General features: G+C 48.4%; 15 protein-coding genes and 1 pseudogene. 15 read left to right on the forward strand and 1 reads right to left on the reverse strand.

What is annotated here, in order from left to right; genetic code table 11:
• Positions 1-31 precede the first annotated feature (31 nt).
• Positions 32-127: pseudogene (locus tag NtB2_RS08785) on the reverse strand (hypothetical protein); the annotation flags it as partial.
• Between the two features lie 228 nt (positions 128-355).
• On the opposite strand from NtB2_RS08785, the gene NtB2_RS04370 reads away from it, so the two are divergent.
• The 15 genes from NtB2_RS04370 to NtB2_RS04445 form a co-directional block, all read left to right on the forward strand.
• The gene (locus tag NtB2_RS04370) at positions 356-1,363 is read left to right on the forward strand and encodes a CAP domain-containing protein (protein ID WP_109245729.1); all 1,008 of its coding nucleotides are present in this window, start codon (positions 356-358) and stop codon (positions 1,361-1,363) included.
• A 67-nt stretch (positions 1,364-1,430) separates the two neighbouring features.
• Positions 1,431-1,679 carry a preprotein translocase subunit SecG gene (gene secG, locus NtB2_RS04375; protein ID WP_109245730.1) on the forward strand — a complete coding sequence of 83 codons (249 nt, stop codon included), beginning with the start codon at positions 1,431-1,433 and terminating at the stop codon, positions 1,677-1,679.
• A 38-nt stretch (positions 1,680-1,717) separates the two neighbouring features.
• The gene (gene rnr / locus NtB2_RS04380) at positions 1,718-3,886 is read left to right on the forward strand and encodes a ribonuclease R (protein ID WP_109245731.1); all 2,169 of its coding nucleotides are present in this window, start codon (positions 1,718-1,720) and stop codon (positions 3,884-3,886) included.
• 33 nt (positions 3,887-3,919) lie between these two features.
• Positions 3,920-4,507, forward strand: a complete 588-nt coding sequence (locus NtB2_RS04385) for an isochorismatase family protein (protein ID WP_109245732.1) — start codon at positions 3,920-3,922, stop codon at positions 4,505-4,507.
• Positions 4,507-5,547 carry an endonuclease/exonuclease/phosphatase family protein gene (locus tag NtB2_RS04390; protein WP_109245733.1) on the forward strand — a complete coding sequence of 347 codons (1,041 nt, stop codon included), beginning with the start codon at positions 4,507-4,509 and terminating at the stop codon, positions 5,545-5,547. The genes NtB2_RS04385 and NtB2_RS04390 overlap by 1 nt, the downstream gene beginning before the upstream one ends.
• A gap of 80 nt (positions 5,548-5,627) precedes the next feature.
• Complete coding sequence (locus NtB2_RS04395; protein WP_109245734.1) at positions 5,628-5,990, forward strand: hypothetical protein; 363 nt, start codon at positions 5,628-5,630, stop codon at positions 5,988-5,990.
• Between the two features lie 93 nt (positions 5,991-6,083).
• Positions 6,084-7,409, forward strand: coding sequence for a phosphopyruvate hydratase (gene eno / locus NtB2_RS04400; protein ID WP_109245735.1), 1,326 nt, complete (start codon positions 6,084-6,086; stop codon positions 7,407-7,409).
• A 247-nt stretch (positions 7,410-7,656) separates the two neighbouring features.
• Positions 7,657-9,993, forward strand: coding sequence for an FdhF/YdeP family oxidoreductase (locus tag NtB2_RS04405; protein ID WP_201797349.1), 2,337 nt, complete (start codon positions 7,657-7,659; stop codon positions 9,991-9,993).
• A gap of 137 nt (positions 9,994-10,130) precedes the next feature.
• Positions 10,131-10,715: a hypothetical protein gene (locus NtB2_RS04410; RefSeq protein WP_109245736.1), complete on the forward strand. Its 585-nt coding sequence runs from the start codon at positions 10,131-10,133 to the stop codon at positions 10,713-10,715.
• A gap of 675 nt (positions 10,716-11,390) precedes the next feature.
• Entirely contained in the window at positions 11,391-12,536 is a 1,146-nt protein-coding gene (locus NtB2_RS04420) for a glucose-1-phosphate adenylyltransferase (protein WP_109245738.1), read from the forward strand.
• Positions 12,526-13,686, forward strand: a complete 1,161-nt coding sequence (glgD, locus tag NtB2_RS04425; RefSeq protein ID WP_109245739.1) for a glucose-1-phosphate adenylyltransferase subunit GlgD — start codon at positions 12,526-12,528, stop codon at positions 13,684-13,686. The genes NtB2_RS04420 and glgD overlap by 11 nt, the downstream gene beginning before the upstream one ends.
• A 36-nt stretch (positions 13,687-13,722) precedes the next feature.
• Positions 13,723-15,162 (forward strand): glycogen synthase GlgA, encoded by a 1,440-nt coding sequence (gene glgA / locus NtB2_RS04430; RefSeq protein ID WP_109245740.1) that lies wholly within the window; start codon positions 13,723-13,725, stop codon positions 15,160-15,162.
• A 16-nt stretch (positions 15,163-15,178) separates the two neighbouring features.
• The gene (locus NtB2_RS04435; RefSeq protein WP_109245741.1) at positions 15,179-17,581 is read left to right on the forward strand and encodes a glycogen/starch/alpha-glucan phosphorylase; all 2,403 of its coding nucleotides are present in this window, start codon (positions 15,179-15,181) and stop codon (positions 17,579-17,581) included.
• A gap of 116 nt (positions 17,582-17,697) precedes the next feature.
• Positions 17,698-19,500, forward strand: coding sequence for a glycoside hydrolase family 13 protein (locus NtB2_RS04440; RefSeq protein ID WP_109245742.1), 1,803 nt, complete (start codon positions 17,698-17,700; stop codon positions 19,498-19,500).
• A 350-nt stretch (positions 19,501-19,850) separates the two neighbouring features.
• Positions 19,851-23,698: KxYKxGKxW signal peptide domain-containing protein (locus tag NtB2_RS04445; RefSeq protein ID WP_165814956.1), on the forward strand; the 3,848-nt coding region annotated here is incomplete at its 3' end.

Raw genomic sequence — 23,698 nt, forward strand, 5'->3', positions numbered from 1 at the left:
TCCAGTCACTGTCCATGATTTTAAGAAGGTTTGAAGCTTCACTGGTGCTCAGAGTATAAAGGTGTTCGTGATTCCTCGAATTATAGAGGCGATAAACAGGCTGACTAGTGCTGGCGGCTTGGGCAATGTGCCCCCCCTGCCAAAGAAATGACGGAGGCCGCGGTGATAAGACCGATTGTGGCGAGTGTTTTTTTCATAAATTTTAACCTCTAATATATTTTCATTTAATATTGTATCAAGTTTAAGTAATTATATCAATCTAAGTAATAAGAAGACAAAGATGATTTTGTCCCCTGCAACATCTATGTTATAATGATTCAAGCATAATATTAAGAGCAATAAAAAAGGAGCAAGCATGAAAAAAGCATTGATTAGCTTACTGGCAATGATGGCAGTGGTCTTTTTTTCAGGTCTGATGACTAAGGAAGGCCATGCGGCGACCATTTATCGAAATTATAATCTTCTGACAGGAGAACACCTTTATAGTTCTTACAATGAATGGAATACACTGCCGACCAAGAGTGCTTATTGGCAACAGGACACGGTGACCTTCTCTGCTCCAAGCAAGGGAGCAAGTGTCTATCGTCTTTATAATTCTAGGTCAGGAGAGCACCTCTATACGACAGGTCTGAATGAAAAAAATACGCTGGCAAGAAGAGGCTGGACCTATGAAGGGGTTGCCTTCCATTCTGGCGGAAAAGTCAAGGTTTATCGCCTCTATAATCCTAAAGCAGGGATTGGGGCCCACCTCAATACAGCAAGCAGTCTCGAGAAGAATACCTTGGTCAAGCGGGGCTGGAAGTATGAGGGCATCGCCTGGTATGCGAATGCTTCAGGAACGACACCGGCTAATATTACGGTGACCCTCAAATACAATCCTAACTATCGGCCTAATTCAGATGCCATCAGCAAGTGGATGGTCTACTATATGAATCAACTCCGACAAATCAACGGGATCAAGGCAATGACACATGTGGACAGTCTGATGTTGAAATATGCCAAGGCTGATGTTGCTGTGATGGACAAGAAAAACATTATGGTCGACCATGCAGCAGGCAAAAAGCCAGAAGAAAAATTCTATAATGCCTCATCCTATGGCTATCGTGGTTCCGACCAAGAAACGGCCTATCTTCAGCTAGTCAACTGGTACAATGAGGTCGGAAATGTTGATAAAAAGACCTACCCGTACGGCCACCGGGCGACCCTTCTTTATGGAGGAACCGGCATCGGTATGGCTGTTTCTAACAAGGGTTATGCCTCGCTTGAGCTGAGGGGGACCACAGATTGGAATGCCTGGCAGAAAATCAATAAGGGGGCCGCAGCGAAAGGCCTTCAGCGGGTTACCTTCAAGTACGTGCGATAATTTGGAGATAGCTTTCATTTGTGATATAATGATTTTAAGTTAATCTTCTAAAAGAAAGTTTATAAAAATGGAACACACACTATACAATGTCCTTATCGTGCTGATGCTGGTGCTTTCAGTGATTATCATCGTTGCTATCATGATGCAACCCTCTAAGCAGGATGGGGCGGCTGATGCCTTTTCAGGCGGGACTGGCGAGCTTTTTGAACGCCGAAAGGCCCGCGGTTTTGAAGCCATCATGCAACGTTTTACGGCAGTGATGATTGGGGTTTGGCTCTTGGTGGGCTTTATCCTCGTGATTCTGTCAACAAAATAAGAGAAGGGGCGGACTGCTAATGGTTCGCTTTTATTGTTATGTTAAAAGATAAAATCATTGATTTTCTGGAGGAACAGCCAGGCGAGGCCTTTGATGTGGCTGAAATCTTGGGACAGTTAGATGAAAAGGCTGATTATAAAGCCTTTTTTGGAGCGGTCACAGAACTTGAAAAAGCCGGTTTGGTCGCCTTTAATGAACAGGGGCGCCTGGTCGCTCCTACTGCTGTTAAAGACCTTCAGGGGATTTTTAGAAGCAATAGCAAGGGCTATGGCTTTGTAAGCTTGCCTGGCGGTGATGATGATGAAGAAGTCTATATTCCTAAGGATGAGACGTCCTTTGCCCTAGAGGGGGATGAGGTGGCTGTTGAAATCACGAAAAATGCCCACTACCTCAAGGGGACAAAGGCGGAAGGCCGGGTCATTCAGGTCGTCAAGCGGGCTCAGACGGAATGGGTCGGAATCTTTCATGAGGCCTTGGCGGAAGGACATATTGGCAGGGTAAGCTTGCGGAATAAGAAACTGCCTGACATTATTGTCACTAATCAAGGTATGAAGGCTGAAGAAGGCGAGCTGGTTCGTCTGAAAATCCTGAAATGGCCGTCTAAAAAGCATCCTAAGACCATGCTTGGAGAAGTGGTCGAGCGCTTAGGGCGACCTGAAGACGAAGGGCTGGATGTATTGGAAATCCTAGCTTCTATGGGAATCAGTCCTAACTTTCCTCTATCAGTAGAGGCAGAAGTTTCTAAAATCGATCGTCAGATTCATCCTGAAGAATTAGAAAATCGAGAGGATTTTAGAAATGAAATCGTCTTTACGATTGATGGGGCAGATGCCAAAGACCTGGATGATGCGGTCCATGTCAAAAGACTTAAAAATGGGAATCTTGAGCTCGGCGTGCATATCGCTGACGTATCATATTATGTAAAAAAAGATGCTGCGATTGACCAAGAAGCCTACGAGCGGGGCAGCTCTGTCTATGTGACCGACCGGGTCGTGCCCATGCTTCCACCAGCCTTGTCAAACGGCATCTGCTCACTCAATCCAAGAGAAGACCGGCTAACCCAGTCCTGTATCATGGAGCTTGACAGTTTGGGCCAGGTTCTGAGCTACCGAATCGTCCAGTCTGTGGTCTGTACAGCTGAGCGGATGACCTATGACAAGGTCAATCTTATTCTCGAAGGTGATAAGGCAAGTCGTCAGGACCATCCCCATCTTCTTGAGAGTCTTGAGCTGATGGCTGTCCTTCATGAGCAACTGCTTAGAATGCGGGAAGCCCGTGGTGCGATTGACTTTGAGACAGTAGAAGCGAAAATCATGGTCGATGATAGAGACAAGGCCAGCAGTATCGAAAAACGCCAGCGGAAGACAGCTGAGCGAATGATTGAGAGCTTTATGCTTTTGGCCAATGAGACGGTGGCTACTGACTTTGAGCGACGAGGCCTCCCCTTTATTTATCGGATTCACGAGGAGCCAAAGCTTGAGCGATTGCAGCACTTTAGCCAGCTGGTCAGCTCGCTAGGCTTTAAGCTTCCGGCTCAGTTGAGCAAGGAGAGTCTGCACACTTTCAGAGAAGAAATCAAAGGCCATCCGGCTGAGCAGGTCCTCTCAAACATGCTCTTGCGGGCTATGCAACAGGCGAGGTACTCTGAGGAAAACCGGGGACACTTTGGCCTGGCAGCTCCTGTCTACACTCACTTTACGAGCCCTATCCGTCGTTATCCGGACTTGATTGTCCATCGCTTGATTCGTGAGCTAGCTGAGCCAACAGGGCAGACTGTCCAGACCTGGGAGGACTTACTTCCAGCGATTGCCCATCAGTCAAGCCAGCGTGAACGCAGGGCAGTCGAGGCTGAGCGAGAGGTCGAGAAGATGAAGAAGGCAGAATACATGTTTGACTTCATTGGACAGGATTTTGAAGGGATGATTTCTGCTGTGAACCGCTATGGCTTCTTTGTTGAGCTGGATAATACGGTGGCCGGGCTAGTGCCGATTGAGAGTCTGGAGCAGGATGCTTTCAGCTATGATGAACGGCGGATGCAGTTGATTGGCCGACGGACGGGGATGATTTTCAAGATGGGGAATCGTCTGAAGCTTCGCCTGACCGCTGTGGATAAGGAGACGGGAGAGATTAGCTTTAGCTATCTGCCGAGCCCTCTTGACCAGGCTGGCCAGATAAGGCGGCAAGGACGCTCGCGTTCTATAAAATAAATCAAACATTGTCATAAAAAATGGAGAAGAAATATGGACAAATTAACACTAAAAAAGACAGCACTGGTCATTATTGACATGCAAAAGGGTATCGCAAGTCGTGAGGGATTGGCTCCCTACTCAGCAGAAGAGCTGCTAGCCCAGAACGAAAAGCTAACGAATAGCCTTCTGAACACAGAGGCATTGGTCGTTTTCGTCCATGTGAAAAATCATGGGGGAGAGGCACTGAAGCCGATTACGGATGCGATGATTGCTCCGGCTAGTCAGCCTGCGGCTGATTTCAGCGACTTTATCCAGGAATCTGCCTATGACCAAAATAATAAGAATGTGATTCATGTGGCTAAGCACAACTGGGGAGCCTTTTACGGAACGGATCTTGATGTTCAGCTCCGCCGTCGGGGGATTGACACGATTATTTTGACGGGGCTGGCGACGACAATTGGCGTGGATACTACGGCCAGAGAGGCCTACCAGGCGAATTACAATGTCATCGCGGTCGAGGATGCCATGACAGACTTTAATCCAGCCCTTCACAAGGCCATTACAGAGGGGATTTTTAAGCGACTGGGCCGAGTTCGTTCGACGGATGAGGTCCTGGCGATGATTAAAGAGGCAGAATAATGTTAGAGATTTTCTTAATTATTATTGCTGTTTTTATCCTTCTGATCCTTGCCTACATCATCTATGTCTATGCTCAGTATCATCGAATTCCGGATAATCAGCCCCTTGAAATTGAAAATCAGGAGAAATCTTCTGAGCCTGTTGAGGTCGGGAAAGTCTATAACATCATGACCTATAACATTGGCTATGCTTCTTATCCTGCTGAATATGACTTTTTCATGGATGGCGGAAGTAATTCCAGAGCCTTTTCGAGAGCAGCGGTTCTTGGAGCTCTGAAAGAAGACTTAGACTTGATTAAGGAAGCTAATCCTGATTTTATCGGCCTCCAGGAGGTAGACTGGGAGGGGGACCGCTCTTGGCAGGTTGACCAGCCTACTTATTTTAAGCAGGAACTTCCTGACTATGCTTCAAGTCTGGCCCAAAACTACGATTCAGCCTATCTTTTTTATCCGATTAAAAAGCCGATAGGTAAGGCGAAATCAGGCCTGTTGACTCTCTCAAAATATCGTTTGGAGTCGGCGACGCGTTTCCAACTGCCTATAGAGCAAAATTTTGCCAAGTTCTTTGACCTGGACCGGGCCTTTAGTGTCAATATTTTTCCAGTAAAAGCATCAGATAAGAAGCTGGTTATTATTAATACTCATTTATCGGCCTTCATTAAAAATCAAGTCATTCAAAGAGAGCAGTTGTTAACCCTGTTTAGCATGCTTGAGAAATACCAAAAGGCGGGCGATTATGTGATTTGTGGAGGCGACTTTAACCATGTCTTAGCAGGCGAGGCTCATCCAGAGCTGACCTGGCTCAAGCCCTTTCCGCTTGCTGACCTTCCGGAAGGCTTGAGGGCCCTTGCTCCGACGAATGGGCCAACCGTACGGTCAAATGGGACGCCCTATGATAAGGAAAATCCTAAAAATACCTTTGGTATCATCGATGGTTTCATCCTATCTGATAATATAAAAGAGAAAGAAATTCGGACAATTTCTAATGATTTTAAGTCGAGTGACCATCATCCTGTTCTGATGAGCTTTGAACTCCTATGATTGGAGCGGGGCTCTTTTTTATTTTCAAATCCGGAAAGCCACAAAAAGCCATGTTATCCTAAAAATAAAGGAGACATGCGATGAATCAATCCAAATCAGAATCTGGCCTTGTCTGCTTGCTCTTGAATATCCTCTTTGTGGCTAGTCTGGCCATCTTTGACCTGCTGGACGGTCGTTATTGGCAACTGCTGGCCACACTGTCGCCGCTCTTCGTGACTGGAGCAGTGATCACCGCCTTGATTGTAGAGTACAAAAAGCCTAAGGCTTGGCAGAAGAAGTGTTGTAGAATTTATATTTTTGCCTTGTTGCTGATTGCCTTTGCTGTCATCAGCATGGTCATCCGAATCCCTGAAGGCCACCTGCTCCTGAAGTTCTTTCAGCTGATGAACCTCTATGAGATTGGCAAGTATATTATTAAGGAAATGAAAAGGATTACAATTTAATTTGCGAACATTTTCACTTGAAGTAATGATCGAAAAATAGTAAAATGAGAGAGTATTAAGAAGTGCTCAGCACGTAAAAATAAGGAGACTCAAATGTCAATTATTACTGATGTTTACGCTCGCGAAGTCCTTGACTCACGCGGTAACCCAACACTCGAAGTTGAAGTGTACACTGAAGACGGTGGTTTCGGCCGCGGTATGGTTCCTTCAGGTGCCTCAACTGGTGAACACGAAGCTGTTGAACTCCGCGACGGTGAAGCTCGTTACGGTGGTAAAGGTACTCAAAAAGCAGTTGATAATGTTAACAACATCATCGCTGAAGCGATCATCGGTTACGAAGTAACTGAACAACAAGCTATCGACCGCGCTATGATCGCTTTGGACGGCACTCCTACTAAGGCTAAACTTGGTGCGAACGCTATCCTTGGTGTTTCTATCGCTGCTGCACGTGCTGCTGCTGATGAACTTGGTGTTCCACTTTACAACTACCTTGGCGGTTTCAACGCTAAAGTATTGCCAACTCCAATGATGAACATCATCAACGGTGGTTCACACGCTGACAACTCTATCGACTTCCAAGAATTCATGATCATGCCTATCGGTGCGCCTACTTTCAAAGAAGCGCTTCGTTACGGTGCTGAAGTCTTCCACGCTCTTGCATCAGTTTTGAAGGCTAAAGGCTACTCAACTGCTGTCGGTGACGAAGGTGGTTTCGCTCCTAACCTTAAATCTAATGACGAAGGTTTCGATGTTATCCTTGAAGCGATTGAAAAAGCTGGTTATGTTGCTGGTAAAGATATCGTCTTCGCTATGGATGCTGCTTCATCAGAATTCTACAACAAAGAAAAAGGTGTTTACGAATTCGGTAAATTGGCTAACAAACCTGAATCAGAATGGGAACTCCGCTCTGAAGATGACATGATTGAATACTACGCACAACTCGTAGAAAAATATCCAATCATCTCTATCGAAGATGGTCTTGACGAAAACGACTGGACTGGTTGGAAGAAACTTACTGAACGTCTTGGTAAAAAAGTTCAACTCGTTGGTGACGACTTCTTCGTTACAAACACTGACTACCTTGCACGTGGTATCAAAGAAGGTGCTTCAAACGCAATCTTGATCAAAGTTAACCAAATCGGTACTTTGACAGAAACTTTCGAAGCCATCGAAATGGCTAAAGAAGCTGGCTTCACAGCAATCGTTTCTCACCGTTCAGGTGAAACTGAAGATTCAACAATCTCAGACATCGCTGTTGCTACAAATGCTGGCCAAATCAAGACTGGTTCACTCTCACGTACAGACCGTATCGCTAAATACAACCAATTGCTCCGTATCGAAGATCAATTGGCTGAAATCGGTCAATACAAAGGAATCAAATCATTCTACAACATCAAAGACAACAAATTTGCTGAATAAGATGTTTTTGAGAAAAGTCCATTTGTGGGCTTTTTTTGTTTTTCGTAGAAAGATGTTTCAGGAAATACCAGCGACAGATGGCCACACGGCATTACTCCCCGGCTTCTGAAATGGAACGAGGCCCGAACATTACACAAAAAAGGCAAATATGTACAACTCTTTTGACACCGGTATCATTTGACTAGTAACAGGCTTTTTAGGATAATAAAGGATAAGAAAGTCTATCCAAATGAGAGGTATGATCACTATGGAAAATAAAACGCAAACGAATTTCGGTTTGATGCCTAATGAGCCACGTCAGGGAGGATTTGGTCCGAAGACGGATAAGGCCTGGTCTCAGGAACCCTACCACCACGCTGCGGCAGGTTGGGGGGCGACCATGTCTGTGGGTAAGGTTGTCATGAGGACCATGGAACCTTACCGTGGTACCCGGGCCATGCTGACGATGAACCATCCCTGTGTTGGTTTTGACTGTCCAGGCTGTGCCTGGCCTAATGATCCAGATGGCATCATGCTGGACATCTGTGAAAATGGGATTAAGCACGCCACCACCGAGATGACTTCTAAGCGGACAACGCCAGAATTCTTCTCAAAACATACAGTGGCTGAACTTTCAAAATGGACCGACTTTGACCTTGAAAACGAAGGTCGCTTGACCGATCCTATGAGCTATAATCCTGAAACAGACAAGTACGAAACCATCTCATGGGATGATGCTTATAAGATGATTGCCGAAGAATTGAATGGCCTTGATAATCCAAATCAAGCCGCCTTCTATACTTCAGGCCGGCTTTCAAACGAAGCGACCTATGTCTATCAGGCCTTCACCCGGGATTATGGGACCAATAATCAACCCGACTGTTCAAATATGTGTCACGAAGCGACCGGCCGTGCCTTGAACGCATCGATTGCTACTGGTGTAGGAACAGTTGACCTCAGAGACTGGCGTCAGACTGATGCCCTCTTCGTGGTTGGTGCCAACTCTGCCTCTAATACACCCCGGATGCTGACAGAGCTTGCCCACATCAAGAAACACGGTGGTAAACTGGTTCACGTGAATCCCCTGCGTGAGGCGGCCTCTACGAAGACCATCGTCCCTCACGAATTCATCAATATGGCGACCTTCAATGCCACAGACATCTCAGGACTTGACCTCCAAGTTCGTTTGTCTGGTGACATGGCCCTCTTCCGCGGGATTGCTAAATGCGTCTTTGAGGCAGATGCTGCTGGTGTCGAAGGGGCGATTGACTATGACTTCATTGACAAGTACTCTCAGGCCTTCCAAGATTACCGTAAGCTGGTCGAAGAAACTTCTTGGGACTATATCATGGAACAATCAGGCTTGACCGAAGAAGAAATCCGTGAAGCCGGTCAAATCTACCTTGATGCTGATAAGGCAATCATCGCTTGGTGTCTTGGTTTGGCGCAACAGGAATTTGCTGTCGACGCCATTCGTGAAATCATGAATGTGCTCTTGCTCCGTGGCAATATCGGCCGTCCAGGTGCCGGTCCTTCACCAATCCGTGGTCACTCAAACGTCCAAGGTAATCGTACTGTCGGGATTAACCACCACCCAGAAGAAAGCTTCCTTGTCGCCCTTGATAAGGAACTCGGCATCACTTCACCACGCGAACGCGGTAAAGGTACTGTCGACACTTGTATCGGCATGATGACAGGTGACATCAAGGTCTTTATCGGTATGGGCGGCAACTTTACGATGGCTGCTCCTGATACAGCCTTTACAGCTGAAGGCATGAGCAAATGTAATCTGACCGTTCAAGTTTCTACGAAATTGAACCGGAGTCACTTGACCCACGGTAAAAAAGCCTTGATCTTGCCATGTTTGGCTCGTTCTGAGTATGACAAGCAGGCGGCTGGTAAGCAAATGGTTTCTACCGAAGACTCTATGAGCTGGATCCAGCTTGGGGCAGGAAAGAACCGTCCAGCTTCTAAGAACCTTCGTTCAGAAGTCGCGATTATCTGTGAAATGGCGATGGCGACACTTCCTAATTCGCCAGTCAACTGGCAGGCCTTCAAGGATGACTACGATGTGATTCGTGACTCTATGAGCCGTGTCATCACTGGCTTTGAAAACTTCAATGAAAATGTGAAACAAAAACGTGGCTTCCGTCGTCCTCAACCTGCCCGGGAACGCCGTTTCCTAACTCCTAGCGGTAAGGCTGAATTCTCACTGGCTCCACTGCAAAACGTGATTCCAGAAGCAGAAGGGGCACTTTCCCTGCAGACCATGCGGAGCCACGACCAGTGGAATACAACCATCTATACCAATAACGACCGCTACCGTGGCGTGAAGAACATCCGTGAGATGATCTTCATGAACAAAAGAGACATGAAGATGCGTGGCCTTGAATCAGGTGATTTGGTCGACATCAAGGCGACAGCAAAAGACGGCTCTGTCCGTGAAGTCAAAGCCTTCCGGGTGATTGGCTACGACATTTCGCGTGGCTGTACAGCAGGCTATATGCCTGAGCTGAATGCCCTGATTGGCGTGAGCGACATGAGCCATCAGTCTGAACAACCCCTGATGAAGTCACTGCATGTGCATGTTACTAAGCATGCATAAGATGTGAGGAAGACCGCTTAGAAAGCTTGAAATTTAGGGAACTGAAGGAAAGCCCGCAGGGCTTGGAGTCAGGTCGTCTAATTTCCAAGCTTTCTGGTCTTTCGAGCTCAGTTACATAATTTAGATAAGGAAATATCATGGAAAATCTGATTCCAGTCCCACAGCTCCTCGAAATCGGAGCGACTGGGCGAAATTCTGGCAAGACCTTCTTTGCAAAAGACATCATTGCCAGATATAAGGACGAGCACAAGATTGTCGCCCTCAAGATTATTACCATCCGTGGCAAGCGTGGTGTTTGCCAGCGTGGCGAAGAAGGCTGTGGCATCTGCACCAGCATCTCTGATGGCTACGAGCTCATCGAAGAAAAGAATGCCCGTGGCAAGAAAGACACCATGGAGATGCTCAAGTCAGGCTGTGACCGGGTCTTCATGCTCAAGGCCTTTGAGGATTCACTGGTCGATGGCTTCAAGGCTTTTCTTGAAGAAGTGGGTAATGAATGCATGATCATTTGCGAATCCAACTCACTGCGGAAGTATATCCAGCCTGGGCAATTTGTCATGATCAACAACCAGCGCGGCGTCAAAAAGTCTGCCAAGGAAGTTATTGACATGGCTGACTTTGTTGTCGAGACCGCGATGGTGGAAGATTCTGAGCTGACGGCTGAGATTGTTCAGTCGGATGGCGGATTAACTTGGAAGAAGGCTGTGAAGCTTTCTGCTTAAGTATAAGAGGGCACTGTTCGTGCTCTTTTTTGTGTCGTAATAATGCCGTTTCATTCAAGAAATTTGGCAAAAGATGCTGTGGGGCCACAAGCAGCCAGCTTCGCTGTCTCATTGTTAAATCCAGAGCCCTTTGGTCTCTGGATTTGCCTTATTCTGAAGCATTTTTGGCAAATTTCTTCTATTCCAATGTATTACTCGACGTAAAATGTTATGTAAACACAAAGCAAGGAAAAAGAAATCTGATAATTTTACAGCAAAAAAAGCATAAATGAAGTGGAAGAAGGCAGGGCTGAATGCTGTGAAAAACGGCAACTTTCGAGACCATAGGGCTCGAAAGTTAGCAATGGAACGGCTTGCCGTTCGCTTGCGGCCTCGCAGCATTCAGCCCTGCCTTCTGGAACGCAATGTCCAAATTCATGCCATAAATCTAACCTCAGAAACAAGGCACAAATATTTGCTTAATATCTCTAACAAAGCTATAATTAAATTAAGAAAAGGCTTTCTATAACTGAAAAGAATCTAAAAATTTTGAGTGAAGTTGGTGTTTTTGATAATAGACGGTCTTTGATGATTCCCCTCATTATCAGGCTTTTACCCGTATATCATTTGGAGGATGGGTATGACTTGGTGTAAAATGAGATTATAATTACAAAAACAATAAAAGGGAGAAGGATTATGAGTGTAGAAATGTTAGGTTTGATTCTGGCTGGAGGCCAGGGGAGCCGACTCAAGCAACTGACCAAAGACATTGCAAAACCTGCTGTTCCATTTGGTGGCCGTTATCGGATCATCGATTTTGCCCTGTCAAATTGTACCAACTCTAATGTTAAAAATGTAGGTGTCATCACCCAGTACCAGCCTCTGGCCCTCAATGAACATATCGGGAACGGGGCTTCTTGGGGTCTAGACGGCATCAATACCGGCGTGACCATCCTGCAACCTTACTCAGCCCAGGACGGCTCCAAGTTCTTTGAAGGAACGAGTCACGCTGTTTACCAAAACATCGACTATATCGACAGCCAGGACCCTGATTATGTCCTGATTCTTTCGGGTGACCACATCTACAAGATGGACTACGAAGAAATGCTGGAGACCCACAAGGCCCATAACGCTGACCTGACGGTCTCTGTCATGGAGGTACCCATGGAGGATGCTTCCCGTTTTGGCATCATGGCGACTGACGAAAATGGCCGAATCATCGAGTTTCAAGAAAAGCCTGAAGAGCCAAAGAGCAACCTGGCCTCAATGGGTATTTACATCTTCAACTGGAAACGCCTGAGAGAGGTCCTGGTCAATGGCTACGAAAAAGGCAATCCGATGGAGGACTTTGGCGGAGACGTCATTCCCCACTACCTTGAAGCCGGCGACAATGTCTTTACCTACCGCTTTGACGGCTACTGGAAGGATGTCGGCACCATCAAGAGCCTCCATGAGTCCAATATGGAGTTTCTCGACCTGGACATGCCGCTCAATATCAAAGACAGATACTGGAAGATTTACAGCCGAAATGACATCTCGACCCCGCACTTTATCACAGCCGAGGCCCATGTCAATGATGCCATGATTGGCGACGGATGTTATATTGCAGGGAAAATCCAGCATTCTATCCTGTCACAAAATGTCCATGTCGGCGAGCAGTCGCTTATTGAGGACAGTTTCATCATGTCGGGCTGTTCTATTGGTGACAATGTGACCATCAAATACGCCATTGTCGGCGAAAATGCCAGGATTGGCAACAATGTAGAAATCATCGGAACGCCAGACGACATCAAGGTGGTCGGCCATAAGGAAATCGTGGGGGAAAACAACAATGAACAATAGCAACAAAATGTGTGCACTCTTGTCAAATGTCACGACTTATGACAATCTCAAGCCACTGACAGACAATCGGCCGATTTCTACCCTGCCCTTTGACTGCAAGTACCGGATGATTGACTTTCCCTTATCATCCTTGGCCAACGCCAATGTCAAAGACATTCTTTTGACCTTCAATGAAGGTGAGACCCAGTCGGTCTACGACCACATTGGCTCAGGCAAGGAATGGGGCCTCTCTAGCCTTGGCAGTCATTTCTTTGTCTATATCATGCAGGACTTTCTACGCAAGAAGGAGCAGGGCCTCCCATTTTATGAGACCCAGCTGGAATTCTTGAAGAAGTCAAGGGCTCCATACACTGTCTTGATTGGCTCAAAAATCCTGGCCAATGTCGACCTCCAGGCTGTCCTCAAGGTCCACCAGGCCTCAGGCAACAAGGTCACAGCCGTCTACAAGAAGGCATCCTCAGACTCGCTCAATCCCTATGACAGCGTCCTCCGCTTCGATGAAGAGACCGGAAAGCCACTGGCCATCCTCCACAAGGACCTGGAAGACCCACAGCCGACCGGAAATCTCCTTCTGAATACCTTTATCTGTGACACCGACTTCCTCTCAGATTTCATTCGGGAGCGGCATGCCAATGGCGACGAGGAATTTGCCTCTGTCAACCGCCATATCCGTAACCACCTCTCAAAGCTCGACGGGGTCGGCGTCTATGAGTACACCGGCTACGCCAGCAATATCATTGATATCAAGACTTATTTTGAGGCCAATCTGGAGATGCTGGAGCCAAAGAATTTTACTTCGCTTCTTTATGGGGCCAAGCCGATTTATACGAAAATCAAGAACGAAGTCCCAACCTTCTTTGCTGAAACGAGCGACGTCAATGGCTCCCAGTTTGGGTCTGGCTGTGTCGTCAAGGGCAAGGTCACAGGCTCGTTGATTTCTCGGGGAGTCAATCTCGAAGAAAATACCGACATCGAGCGGAGCCTAATTTTTGCGGGCAGTACGGTTAAGGCCGGAGCCCAGATTAAAAACGCCATTCTCGACAAGAACGTCGTGATTGAGCCGGGCGTGAAAATCATCGGCAAGCCCGACAGCGAGCCACTTGTCATTGCTAAAGGGAGCCGGATTACAGAAGACATTATCGCGGGATAAATATATCAAATTATGTAAAAAAGCAAAAGGAGAGCAATGAAAGTACTATTTGCATCAAGCGAATCTGCCCCGTTTTTCAAGACGGGTGGCCTGGGCGACGTGACCGGTGCCCTGCCTAAAGCGCTTGCTAAAAAAGCCGAGATTGATGAAGTCGCGGTCTTTTTGCCCTATTTTCAACAGATGAAAGATAGCTTCAAGGCCCAGCTTGAGGATGTCTGCTATGACTACGTCGAGGTTGGTTGGCGACGGCAATATGTCGGCGTGAAGAGCCTCGAGCTCGACGGGGTCAAGTATTACTTTTTAGACAATGAGTATTACTTTAACCGGGATACGCTCTATGGCTACTATGACGACGGTGAACGCTGGGCCTTCTTTGATTTGGCTATCTGCCGGCTCATGGAAAAGCTGGACTTTATCCCCGACGTCCTCCATGTCAATGACTTTCACACGGCCATGATTCCCTTTCTTCTTAAGGAAAAATTCAACTGGATTCAGGCCTATGATAATATCAAAACCGTCCTGACCATCCACAATATCGAGTTTCAAGGCTCTATGGACCCGACGGTCCTGACCGACCTCTTTGGCATGGGGATGGAACGTTATTTTGAAGGGGTGGTCAGACACAACAATGCCATCAACTTCCTCAAGGCTGGCATCCTCTATTCTGACCGGGTGACCACGGTCTCTGAGACCTATGCCCAGGAAATTCAGACGCCAGAATTTGGCTGTGGTCTGGACGGCGTTCTCGGCTATGTCAAGGGCAAGCTGACCGGCATTGTCAACGGCATCGACTATGAGGTCTTCAATCCTGAGACAGACCCCCTGCTCACAGAGCATTTCTCTAGACAGGACCTGTCCGGCAAGGTGAAAATCAAGCAGGGCCTGCAAAAACGACTCGGCCTACCAATTGACCCTGACGTGCCTTTGATTGGCATGGTTAGCCGGCTGACGACCCAGAAGGGCTTTGACTTGGTGCTGGCTGAGATGGACCATTTCCTCTCTGCCGGTAATGTCCAGATTGTCTTACTTGGCACGGGCTATAAAGACCTGGAAGAAGGCTTCCGCTACTATGCTGGCAAATATGAAGCCAGTTTTAAGGCCGTGATTGACTTTGACCTCCAGCTGGCTCAGGAAATCTATGCAGCATCTGATTTCTTCCTCATGCCGTCTGCTTTTGAGCCTTGTGGCCTCTCGCAGATGATTGCCATGCGCTACGGTAGCCTGCCGATTGTCCATGAAATTGGTGGCCTGAAAGATACGGTCAAGCCTTATAATCCGATTTACAAGGAAGGGACAGGTTTTGGTTTTGTCAGATTTGACGCCAGTGTCCTGAGAGATACGGTCATGCGGGCCCTCCAGCTCTTTGAAAAAGAAGCTGAGACCATCAAAAAAATGCAGGCTTCGGCGATGAGTGAGGACTTCTCATGGACCAGCAAGTCCCAGGCCTACTTGGAGCTCTATAAGGCCATTCTTTAATAAAGTGAGGTGACATTTGGAACTTACAAAAGAACAATTCATACAAGATTTTGAAAAAACGCTGACAGATAAGTACGCAAAGCCATTGATACAGGCCGGTCAACAGGAAATCTTCCAGAGCCTGGCCGATGTCGTCAAGAGCTATTATGCTCCGATCTGGCAGGAGGACTTGGCTTATAAGGATGAGAGTCAGAAGAAGCAGGCCTACTACTTTTCTATCGAATTTCTGCCCGGCCAGATGCTCAAGAGCAATCTCTTGAACCTGGGCATCATGGACACGGTCAGAGAGGCCTTGAGCGACCTCAATGTCAGCCTGGACGAGCTGGCAGAAGTAGAACCAGACATGGCCATTGGTAACGGAGGCCTCGGCCGCCTTGCCAGCTGCTTTATGGACTCGCTGGCCTCAAAGGGCCTGCCTGGCAACGGGAATGGCATCCGTTATCGCTACGGCCTCTTCAAGCAGAAAATCATCGACGGCTACCAGTGTGAACTACCGGATTCCTGGCTGGACAACGGCAATCCCTGGGAGGTCAGGCGTCCCGAGCAGGCGGTCGAAGTGACCTTTGGTGGTGAGGTCTGGCTAGAAGACGACGGAAAGGGCTCGCTCAAGCCTCATTATAGGGACCAGGAGCGGGTTCTAGCCGTCCCTTACGATAATCCCATGGTCGGCTACGAAAATTCGACCGTCAACAACATGTGCCTCTGGCGGTCTGAAATCCCAGAAGACTTGGACGTCCGCTTCCAAAATCTGGACTACATGAACCAGACCGCCCAGCTCTCAGCTGAGCTCTATCCGGACGACTCCAACTACGACGGCCGTCTGCTCCGCCTCAAGCAGGAATACTTCTTTGTCTCAGCAGGCCTCCAGCGGATTCTCAAGCACTACAAGAAGCACATCAAGGCTCCTATCAGTCAAATCCATGAATATGTAGCTGTCCACATCAATGATACCCATCCGGCCCTCTGTGTGCCGGAGTTCATGAGGCTCTTGATTGACGACTGGGGACTGGCCTGGGAGCAGGCCTGGGAGATTACGGTTAAGGTCATGTCTTATACGAATCATACGATTCTGCCTGAGGCCATGGAAAAGTGGCCGGAAGACATGGTCCAAAATCTGCTTCCTCGTGTCTATCAGATTATCTTAGAAATCGACCGCCGGCGGACCAAGGACCTCCTGCCTAAGGTCGGCCCGACCCTGGTCCATAGCACCCGGATTGTCAAGGATGGTCAGATTCACATGGCCCACCTGTCGATCATTGGCTCACATTCGACTAATGGCGTGGCCAAGCTCCACTCAGACCTGATTAAAGACGTGGTCCTGCACGATTTCTACACTATCTATCCTGAACGCTTTAACAACAAGACCAACGGGATTGCTGAACGTCGCTGGTTGCAGATTTCAAATGAAAAGCTCTCCAGCCTGATTGACGAAACCATCGGCCGGGCCTGGCGACATGACCTCAACGAGCTGGTCCTTCTGAAAAATTACAAGGACAATCCAGACTTCTTGAGCCAACTCCAGGCGGTCAAAAAGGCAGATAAAGTCCGCCTTGCTGAGGTCATCAAAGAACGCAATGACATTGAGGTCAATACAGAAGCCATCTTTGATGTCCAAGTCAAACGCCTGCACGCCTATAAGCGTCAGCTCCTCAATGTCCTGCACATTATGAAGCTCTACTTTGACATCAAGGATGACCCAAGCATCGACATCTATCCCCGGGTCTTCATCTTTGGCTCAAAGGCAGCTCCTGGCTACCACTACGCCAAATCCATCATCAAGGCCATCAATGAGATTGCCAACTTAATAAACAACGACACTGATGTCGCTGGTCGCCTCAAGATTGTCTTCATGGAAAACTACAACGTCAGCCTAGCTGAATACATCATCCCAGCAGCAGACGTCTCAGAGCAGATTAGTCTGGCCTCAAAAGAGGCTTCAGGGACCTCGAACATGAAGCTCATGCTGAACGGTGCCCTGACCATGGCGACCCTTGATGGAGCCAACATCGAAATCAAGGACGCTGTCGGCGATGAAAATATCTTTATCTTTGGCCTGACTAAGGATGAAGTCTATGACTACTATGCTCGTGGCGACTACAACGCCCATGACATCTACAAGTCCAATCCAGTGCTTAATAGGATTCTCAACGCCTTCAGAGACGGTACGATCCCAAATATCGCCAATGAAGGCCCTGAAATCTTTGCTTCACTGACGACCTACAATGACGAATACTTTGTGCTCCGTGACTTTGATGACTATGTCCGTGCCCAAGCTGAAGTCGAGGCTCTTTACAGAGACCAGACCGCCTGGACCAAGGCCAGTCTGGCCAACATTGCCAATGCCGGTAGGTTCTCATCTGACCGGACCGTCCAAGAGTACGCTGACGACATCTGGTATATCAAGGCCAATAAGGCTTAGTGGCTAGCCATAAGTAAGACAGGACTCCGGTCTTGCCTTTCTTATTTTATTAGCCTATGTCGAATATGCGTAAAATATTATGTAAACCAAACGAATCAGACTAGAAAAGAGACCCTATGTACTATTTCAATGCCTGGCATTCTGAATACAAACAGCCTTTTGGGGCCATCCAGGTCGGCTCTGTCATGAATATGAATTTCAAGGTCACAGGCGGACCAGCCAAGGTCAAGCTGATTATCCGGCGGGACTTTGGCCAACGTCATGAATTTGACATGCAGAAGATGGACGACGAGCTCTATTCTGTCTCTGTTAAATTTGATGTCGGGGCCGGCCTCTATTTCTATTACTTTGAGATTTCTGAGCCCTCTGACTGGGGCGTGGTCAAGCACTACTATGGCTCAGGTGATTTGGGTGGCGAGGGCGTGCTCTATATGGCTGAGCACGAGATTCGCCCCTATCAGATTACCTGTATCTCTGTGCCTGATCCGGCTCCTGACTGGTACCGGGAGTCGGTCTTTTATCAGATTTTCCCCGACCGCTTTCACAATGGCAATCCGGACGGCAAGATTAACCATCCCAAGAAGAATTCGTTTATTTATGGGACCCAGGCCGATGAGCCCTTCTATGTCAAGGACGAGCAGGGCCATATCGTCCGCTGGGACTTCTTTGGTGGCAATCTCCAAGGGATTATCCAAAAGATTCCTTATCTGAAAGAACTGGGCGTGACGGCAATCTACCTGAACCCCATCTTTTCTGGCACCAGCAACCACCGCTACGACACCAATGACTACCTGGAAATCGACAGCATGCTGGGGACGGAGGAGGACTTTAAGGCACTGGTCAAGGCCCTTCACGACGAGGGCATGCGACTGGTCCTCGATGGTGTTTTCTCCCACGTCGGCAAGAACTCCCGCTATTTCAACCTTTCAGGCGACTACGGCGATGACGAGGGTGCCGCAAAGAACCCGAACAGTCCCTATTTTAGCTGGTTTAAGTTTAACGACTATCCCAATGACTACAAGTCCTGGTGGGGGATTGTTGATTTGCCTGAGGTCGATAAGGACAATGAGGACTTCCAGGCCTTTATCTATGGCAATCCCGACTCTGTCCTTGATAAATGGACGGCCTCCGGCATTGACGGCTGGCGCTTGGACGTCGCCGATGAGCTCCCTGACAGCTTTATCCGGGGAATCCGGGAGAAGCTCAAGACCTATCCTGACAAGGTCCTGATTGGTGAGGTTTGGGAGGACGCATCGAACAAGATTTCCTATGGCCAGCGGCGAGATTATATCTTGGGCGATAGCCTCCATGGGGTCATGAATTATCCTTTCAGAGACATGATTCTGGCCTTTTTGAGGCAGGAGCTCTCGGCCCATGACATTGCCCATCAGATGATGATGCTCAAGGAAAATTACCCTGAAGATGTGCTGTATAATAATCTCAACAACCTGGGTAGTCATGACACAGAGCGGATTATCAGCATGGTCGGTGAAGACCGCCATGCCATGGCCGTCGCCATGCTCTATAGCCTCCCCGGCGTGCCCTGCCTCTACTATGGCGATGAGGCTGGTCTGACTGGCCTGAAAGACCCATCGAACCGGAAGTATTTCCCTTGGGATAATATCAAGGAGGAGCCCTATCAGGCTTACAAGGGCTGGATTGCCAAGCGGAAAGCAGAAGCAGTATTGACTAAGGGCGACTTCTCCGTCTTCTATACAGGGGATGTCCTAGGGATTCTGCGATTTGATGAAGAGACGGTCTTTGCGACAATTCTGAACCCGACAGACAGGGATGTGACCCTCTATACCGAGGATATTAACTGTTTGCAGAATTTAAGCTTCGCTAAGAAGCTAGCAGAGGCATTGGATGAAAAGGTCATGCCTTTGGGCTCTGCGGTTGATTTTAAGATGAAGCTTTAGCTTATCTATTTTATAAGTGGAATGGAAGAAATCCCGGCCTCCTGCTGTGAAAAGGCAAGCTTGGAGACCGTAGGGCTCCAAGGTTAGCAATGGAAGGGCTTTGCCGTTCGCTTGCGGGCCTCACAGCAGGAGGCCGGGATTTCTGGAATGAAACGACTCTTCAGCTAAAAAATTAATTTACATAATTTTCTAATGAAAAGCCGGAAAGCCTTGTGCTATCTGGTTTTTTCTCGTATATTGTTTCTGAAATGAGCCAATAAAAGATAAAATAGAACTAAGAGAAAAGACGATATAAGGGATGATTTAATAAAATCAGAAAAATTGATGTTACATAGAAAGGAATTTATTCTATGCCTCATACAAAAAGGAAAAAGCTCCAACTCACACCAGAACACAAAATCCACTATCGGACCTACAAGAGCAAGAAGCGCTGGATGTACGCCCTGCTTGGCGGTGGGACATCTGCACTAGGCGTCGCTGCGACCGAAGTGGCTTTTGAGCTCGCCCAATCGACGACAATCCCAGCCTTTGCTGATACAGCCGGGGTCGGAGTCATCTCGGCGGGGAGTCAGTGGGACACCGGGAACCATACGCTTGATGCGACTTCCTGGAATAGCAGTCAGTGGACATCGCAGGGTGGGTCAACTTATTCTTGGTCTGGGAGCACCTATACCTTCGGGGTTAACGGCGGTAGTACGCAAAACTACACCAAACTCAATACACCGCTTGATATGACTCAGGCCGTGAGTATCTCGGGGACTATGCAGGCCAATAATGCCAGTGCTGCAAACAATCGCCTGGGAGATATTCTCGGTGTTTTGCTGACCCCAACCTCGACCACGGATACTCAGCTCGCCAATGCCACTCCCAATCATGACTACATCGGTGTTGATGGCCTCGGGACAGACAGCTACTTCGTTGGTAACTGGTACAGCATGACCGTGGACAATGGCTTTCTAGGCCTTGGATCAGGTTATGATTCAGGAAATGTTATTGCCCAGGGTAGTAGTAGTAATGATACTGCTCCAACATCAGTCGTTACCTCAGGAGCAACCAATGCAACCGATGCTGCAACCAGCTTTAGCTTCAGCTGGACACCGACCTCTGTCGGCGATACGACCACGACCGGGACGCTGAGCTTTACCTCTTACGGCCAGACCGTCACAAAGACTGTAACGATTCCCAATCAGATGAAGCTCGCTTTTGATGCTGGGAATGCGACCTATTATTCTGAAATGTCAGTCTCAGTGAGCAATTTCTCTGCAGCTCAGCCTAGCCAGACGACCAGCGTGACCTACACCAACTCCGCCACTGGCCAAACCCTCCCGGCCTGGACTAGCTCCAGCATCGTAGCCAACGTCGGCGATACATTAAACATCGGAGCCCCAGGCAGTAGTCCAGGCTCAGCCTCCGGGTCATATACCTACGTCGCCCCAGATGCTCCAACAGGCTACAGCTTTGCCTCATCTTCGCCCGCCTCACTGGTCGTGGCTCAAGATGCTTCGAGCAATGTCCTGAACATCCAGTATTCGCCAGATGCCCAGCAGGCCAATCTGACCTATAGCTATGCCGAGGGCTCGACAGGCCCAGCCATTGCGATGACCAGCCTTAATGGAGCGACCGACGGAAAAATTGACGGCTTGACCGCCAATATCCCAGCCGGCTATACTGCCCAATACAAGGCCCCGAACGGCCAGCTCTATGATAGCCTGGCCGATGCGATTGCGAGTGACAGCGGGACCGTCGTTGGAGGCAATGTCTCAGGGACCTTTGGAGCTCATTCAAACACAGCCGACCCTGACGTCTACGAGGCCGACACCAATGACTTTGAAGTCGTCCTGACGGCAACCAGCCAGTCTGCCAGCCTTGTCGTCACAGGTGTACCGGACAATGTAACCACGGCGGGCGTGGCCAATGGGACGACCAATAGCAGTGGCCTGACCGGCTCAGATTATTCCTTCTCAGCCCAGGCCCCGGCTACGATTACCGACAGTAGTGGCCAGGTCTGGAATCTGGTCTTGACCGACCCGAGCGGTAATGTGACCGGCTCATCGGCCAGTCCGTCTACTGTGACTCCAGAAAGCACTTATGATGCGACGACAGGCAATAGCTGGTCGGCCCACTATGTCTTGAGCGACACGTCATCGCTATCGACCTCAAGCTCCCTCTCCGAGTCCATGAGTGAGTCCCTCTCTGAAGTCAGCTCGGCCAGTGTCTCTGAGTCAGAATCCAGCTCAGCCTCATTGAACCAGTCCAGATCTATCTCAGGCTCGGCTTCGCTTTCAGTCTCCCTGTCAGAGTCAGCGTCGAGCTCATTGTCGACACAGGAATCCCTCTCTGTCTCAAGCAGTATTTCAGCGAGCATCTCAGGGTCAAGCTCCCTGTCCAGCTCGCTCTCCCAGTCTGAGTTGACCAGCCAATCCAACAGTATTTCCAGCTCGATTTCCATGTCTGAATCACTGGAAAGCTCAACGAGCCTCTCGATTGTAGTTTCAGCATCGAGTTCTGAGTCTTCTTCGCTTTCTATCTCGACGAGTTTGTCGACGAGTATTTCACAAAGTGGCTCACAGTCACTTTCAATATCTGATTCATTGGCCAACTCTACCAGCATCTCACTGAGTAGCTCGCTGTCGATCTCAGAGTCGATGAGCCAGCATGAGAGCCTGTCAGAGTCAGCCTCCCTGTCGGCCAGTGATTCTATGCGATTGTCGACCTCTAGCTCGATTTCAGCCAGCATTTCTACAAGTAACAGCCAGTCCAACTCAAGTAGTGCCAGCCTCTCAGCTAGTCTGTCGGCCAGCGAGAGCCAGTCGACCGAGGTCAGCAAGAGCAACAGTGTCAGCGAGTATCTCAGCCTCTCTGAGTCCATCAATGACTCGATTTCGGAGAGTAGCAGCCTGTCTAGGAGCTCGAGTAGTTCGATGTCAGTGAGTGCCTCGATTTCGGACTCTCACTCAGTCTCTGAGCATACGAGTGCGAGTATATCGGCTTCGCTGTCCAGTAGCGAATCTGCATCAACACGGGATTCTGAGAGCAAGTCAGCGAGTCTGTCGACCTCTAGCTCGCTCTCGAGGAGTGCTTCACTGAGCATTTCAGCCTCACTGAGTAGCTCAGAATCAGCTTCTAATTCGGCTTCTCTGTCAATGAGTATGAGCTTGTCTTCGAGTGAAAGTTTGAGCGAAAGTCTGAGCGTTAGTAGTTCTGAGAGTGAAGCTAGCTCGGAGAGTAGCTCGGTTTCGTCTTCTTTGTCAAGTAGCATAAGCCTTTCCGGCAGTGAAAGTCAGAGTGAAAGTCAGAGTGCGAGCTTGAGTCAGAGCAGTAGTAGCAGTCTTTCAGACAGTGAGTCCGTCTCGGAGAGTATCTCTGTATCAGCTTCTGGATCAAGTAGTAGGAGTCTCAGCGATAGTCAGAGCCTCTCTGGCAGTCTGTCGCATTCTGAAAGTCTATCGGCATCTGAATCAACGAGTGCAAGCTTATCCTTGAGTGAAAGTTTGAGCGAGAGTGAGCTTACAAGTACGAGCCTATCAGAGAGTGAGTCAAGCTCAGCGAGTACAGCGATTTCAGAGTCTATCAGGTCTTCTCTTTCGATGAGTACGAGCTTGTCAACGAGTGAAAGTCAAAGTGAAAGTAGGAGTGCTTCTAGCTCAGCTAGTGTTTCACTATCAGCTTCGATTTCAGCCTCTACTTCATTGAGCAGTTCAGTTTCTGGATCCAGCTCAGCCTCACTTTCACTGAGCGGAAGCTTGTCTTCAAGTGAAAGCATGAGTCAGAGCCTGAGCAGTAGCATGTCGCAGAGTGGATCGTCCTCAGCCTCTGCATCCCTCTCGGGTTCTCTGAGTACTTCATCAAGCCAGAGTAGCGCAGGCTCTCTGTCTAGCTCCCTCTCGATTTCACTTAGTGGAAGTCAGTCAATGAGTCAAAGTTTGAGTGAGGCTCACAGTCAAAGTCTGAGCAGCAGCCTTTCCCAAAGCGAAGTAACCTCAAAATCTCTAGCAGAATCACAGAGCCTCTCCGGTTCTCTGAGCACTTCATTAAGCCAGAGTAGTGCAGGCTCTCTGTCTAGCTCCCTCTCGATTTCACTTAGTGGAAGTCAGTCAATGAGTCAAAGTTTGAGTGAGGCTCACAGTCAAAGTCTGAGCAGCAGCCTTTCCCAAAGCGAAGTAACCTCAAAATCTCTAGCAGAATCACAGAGCCTCTC

The organism is Lactococcus termiticola (genome assembly GCF_003116835.1).
Lineage (GTDB): Bacteria > Bacillota > Bacilli > Lactobacillales > Streptococcaceae > Lactococcus > Lactococcus termiticola.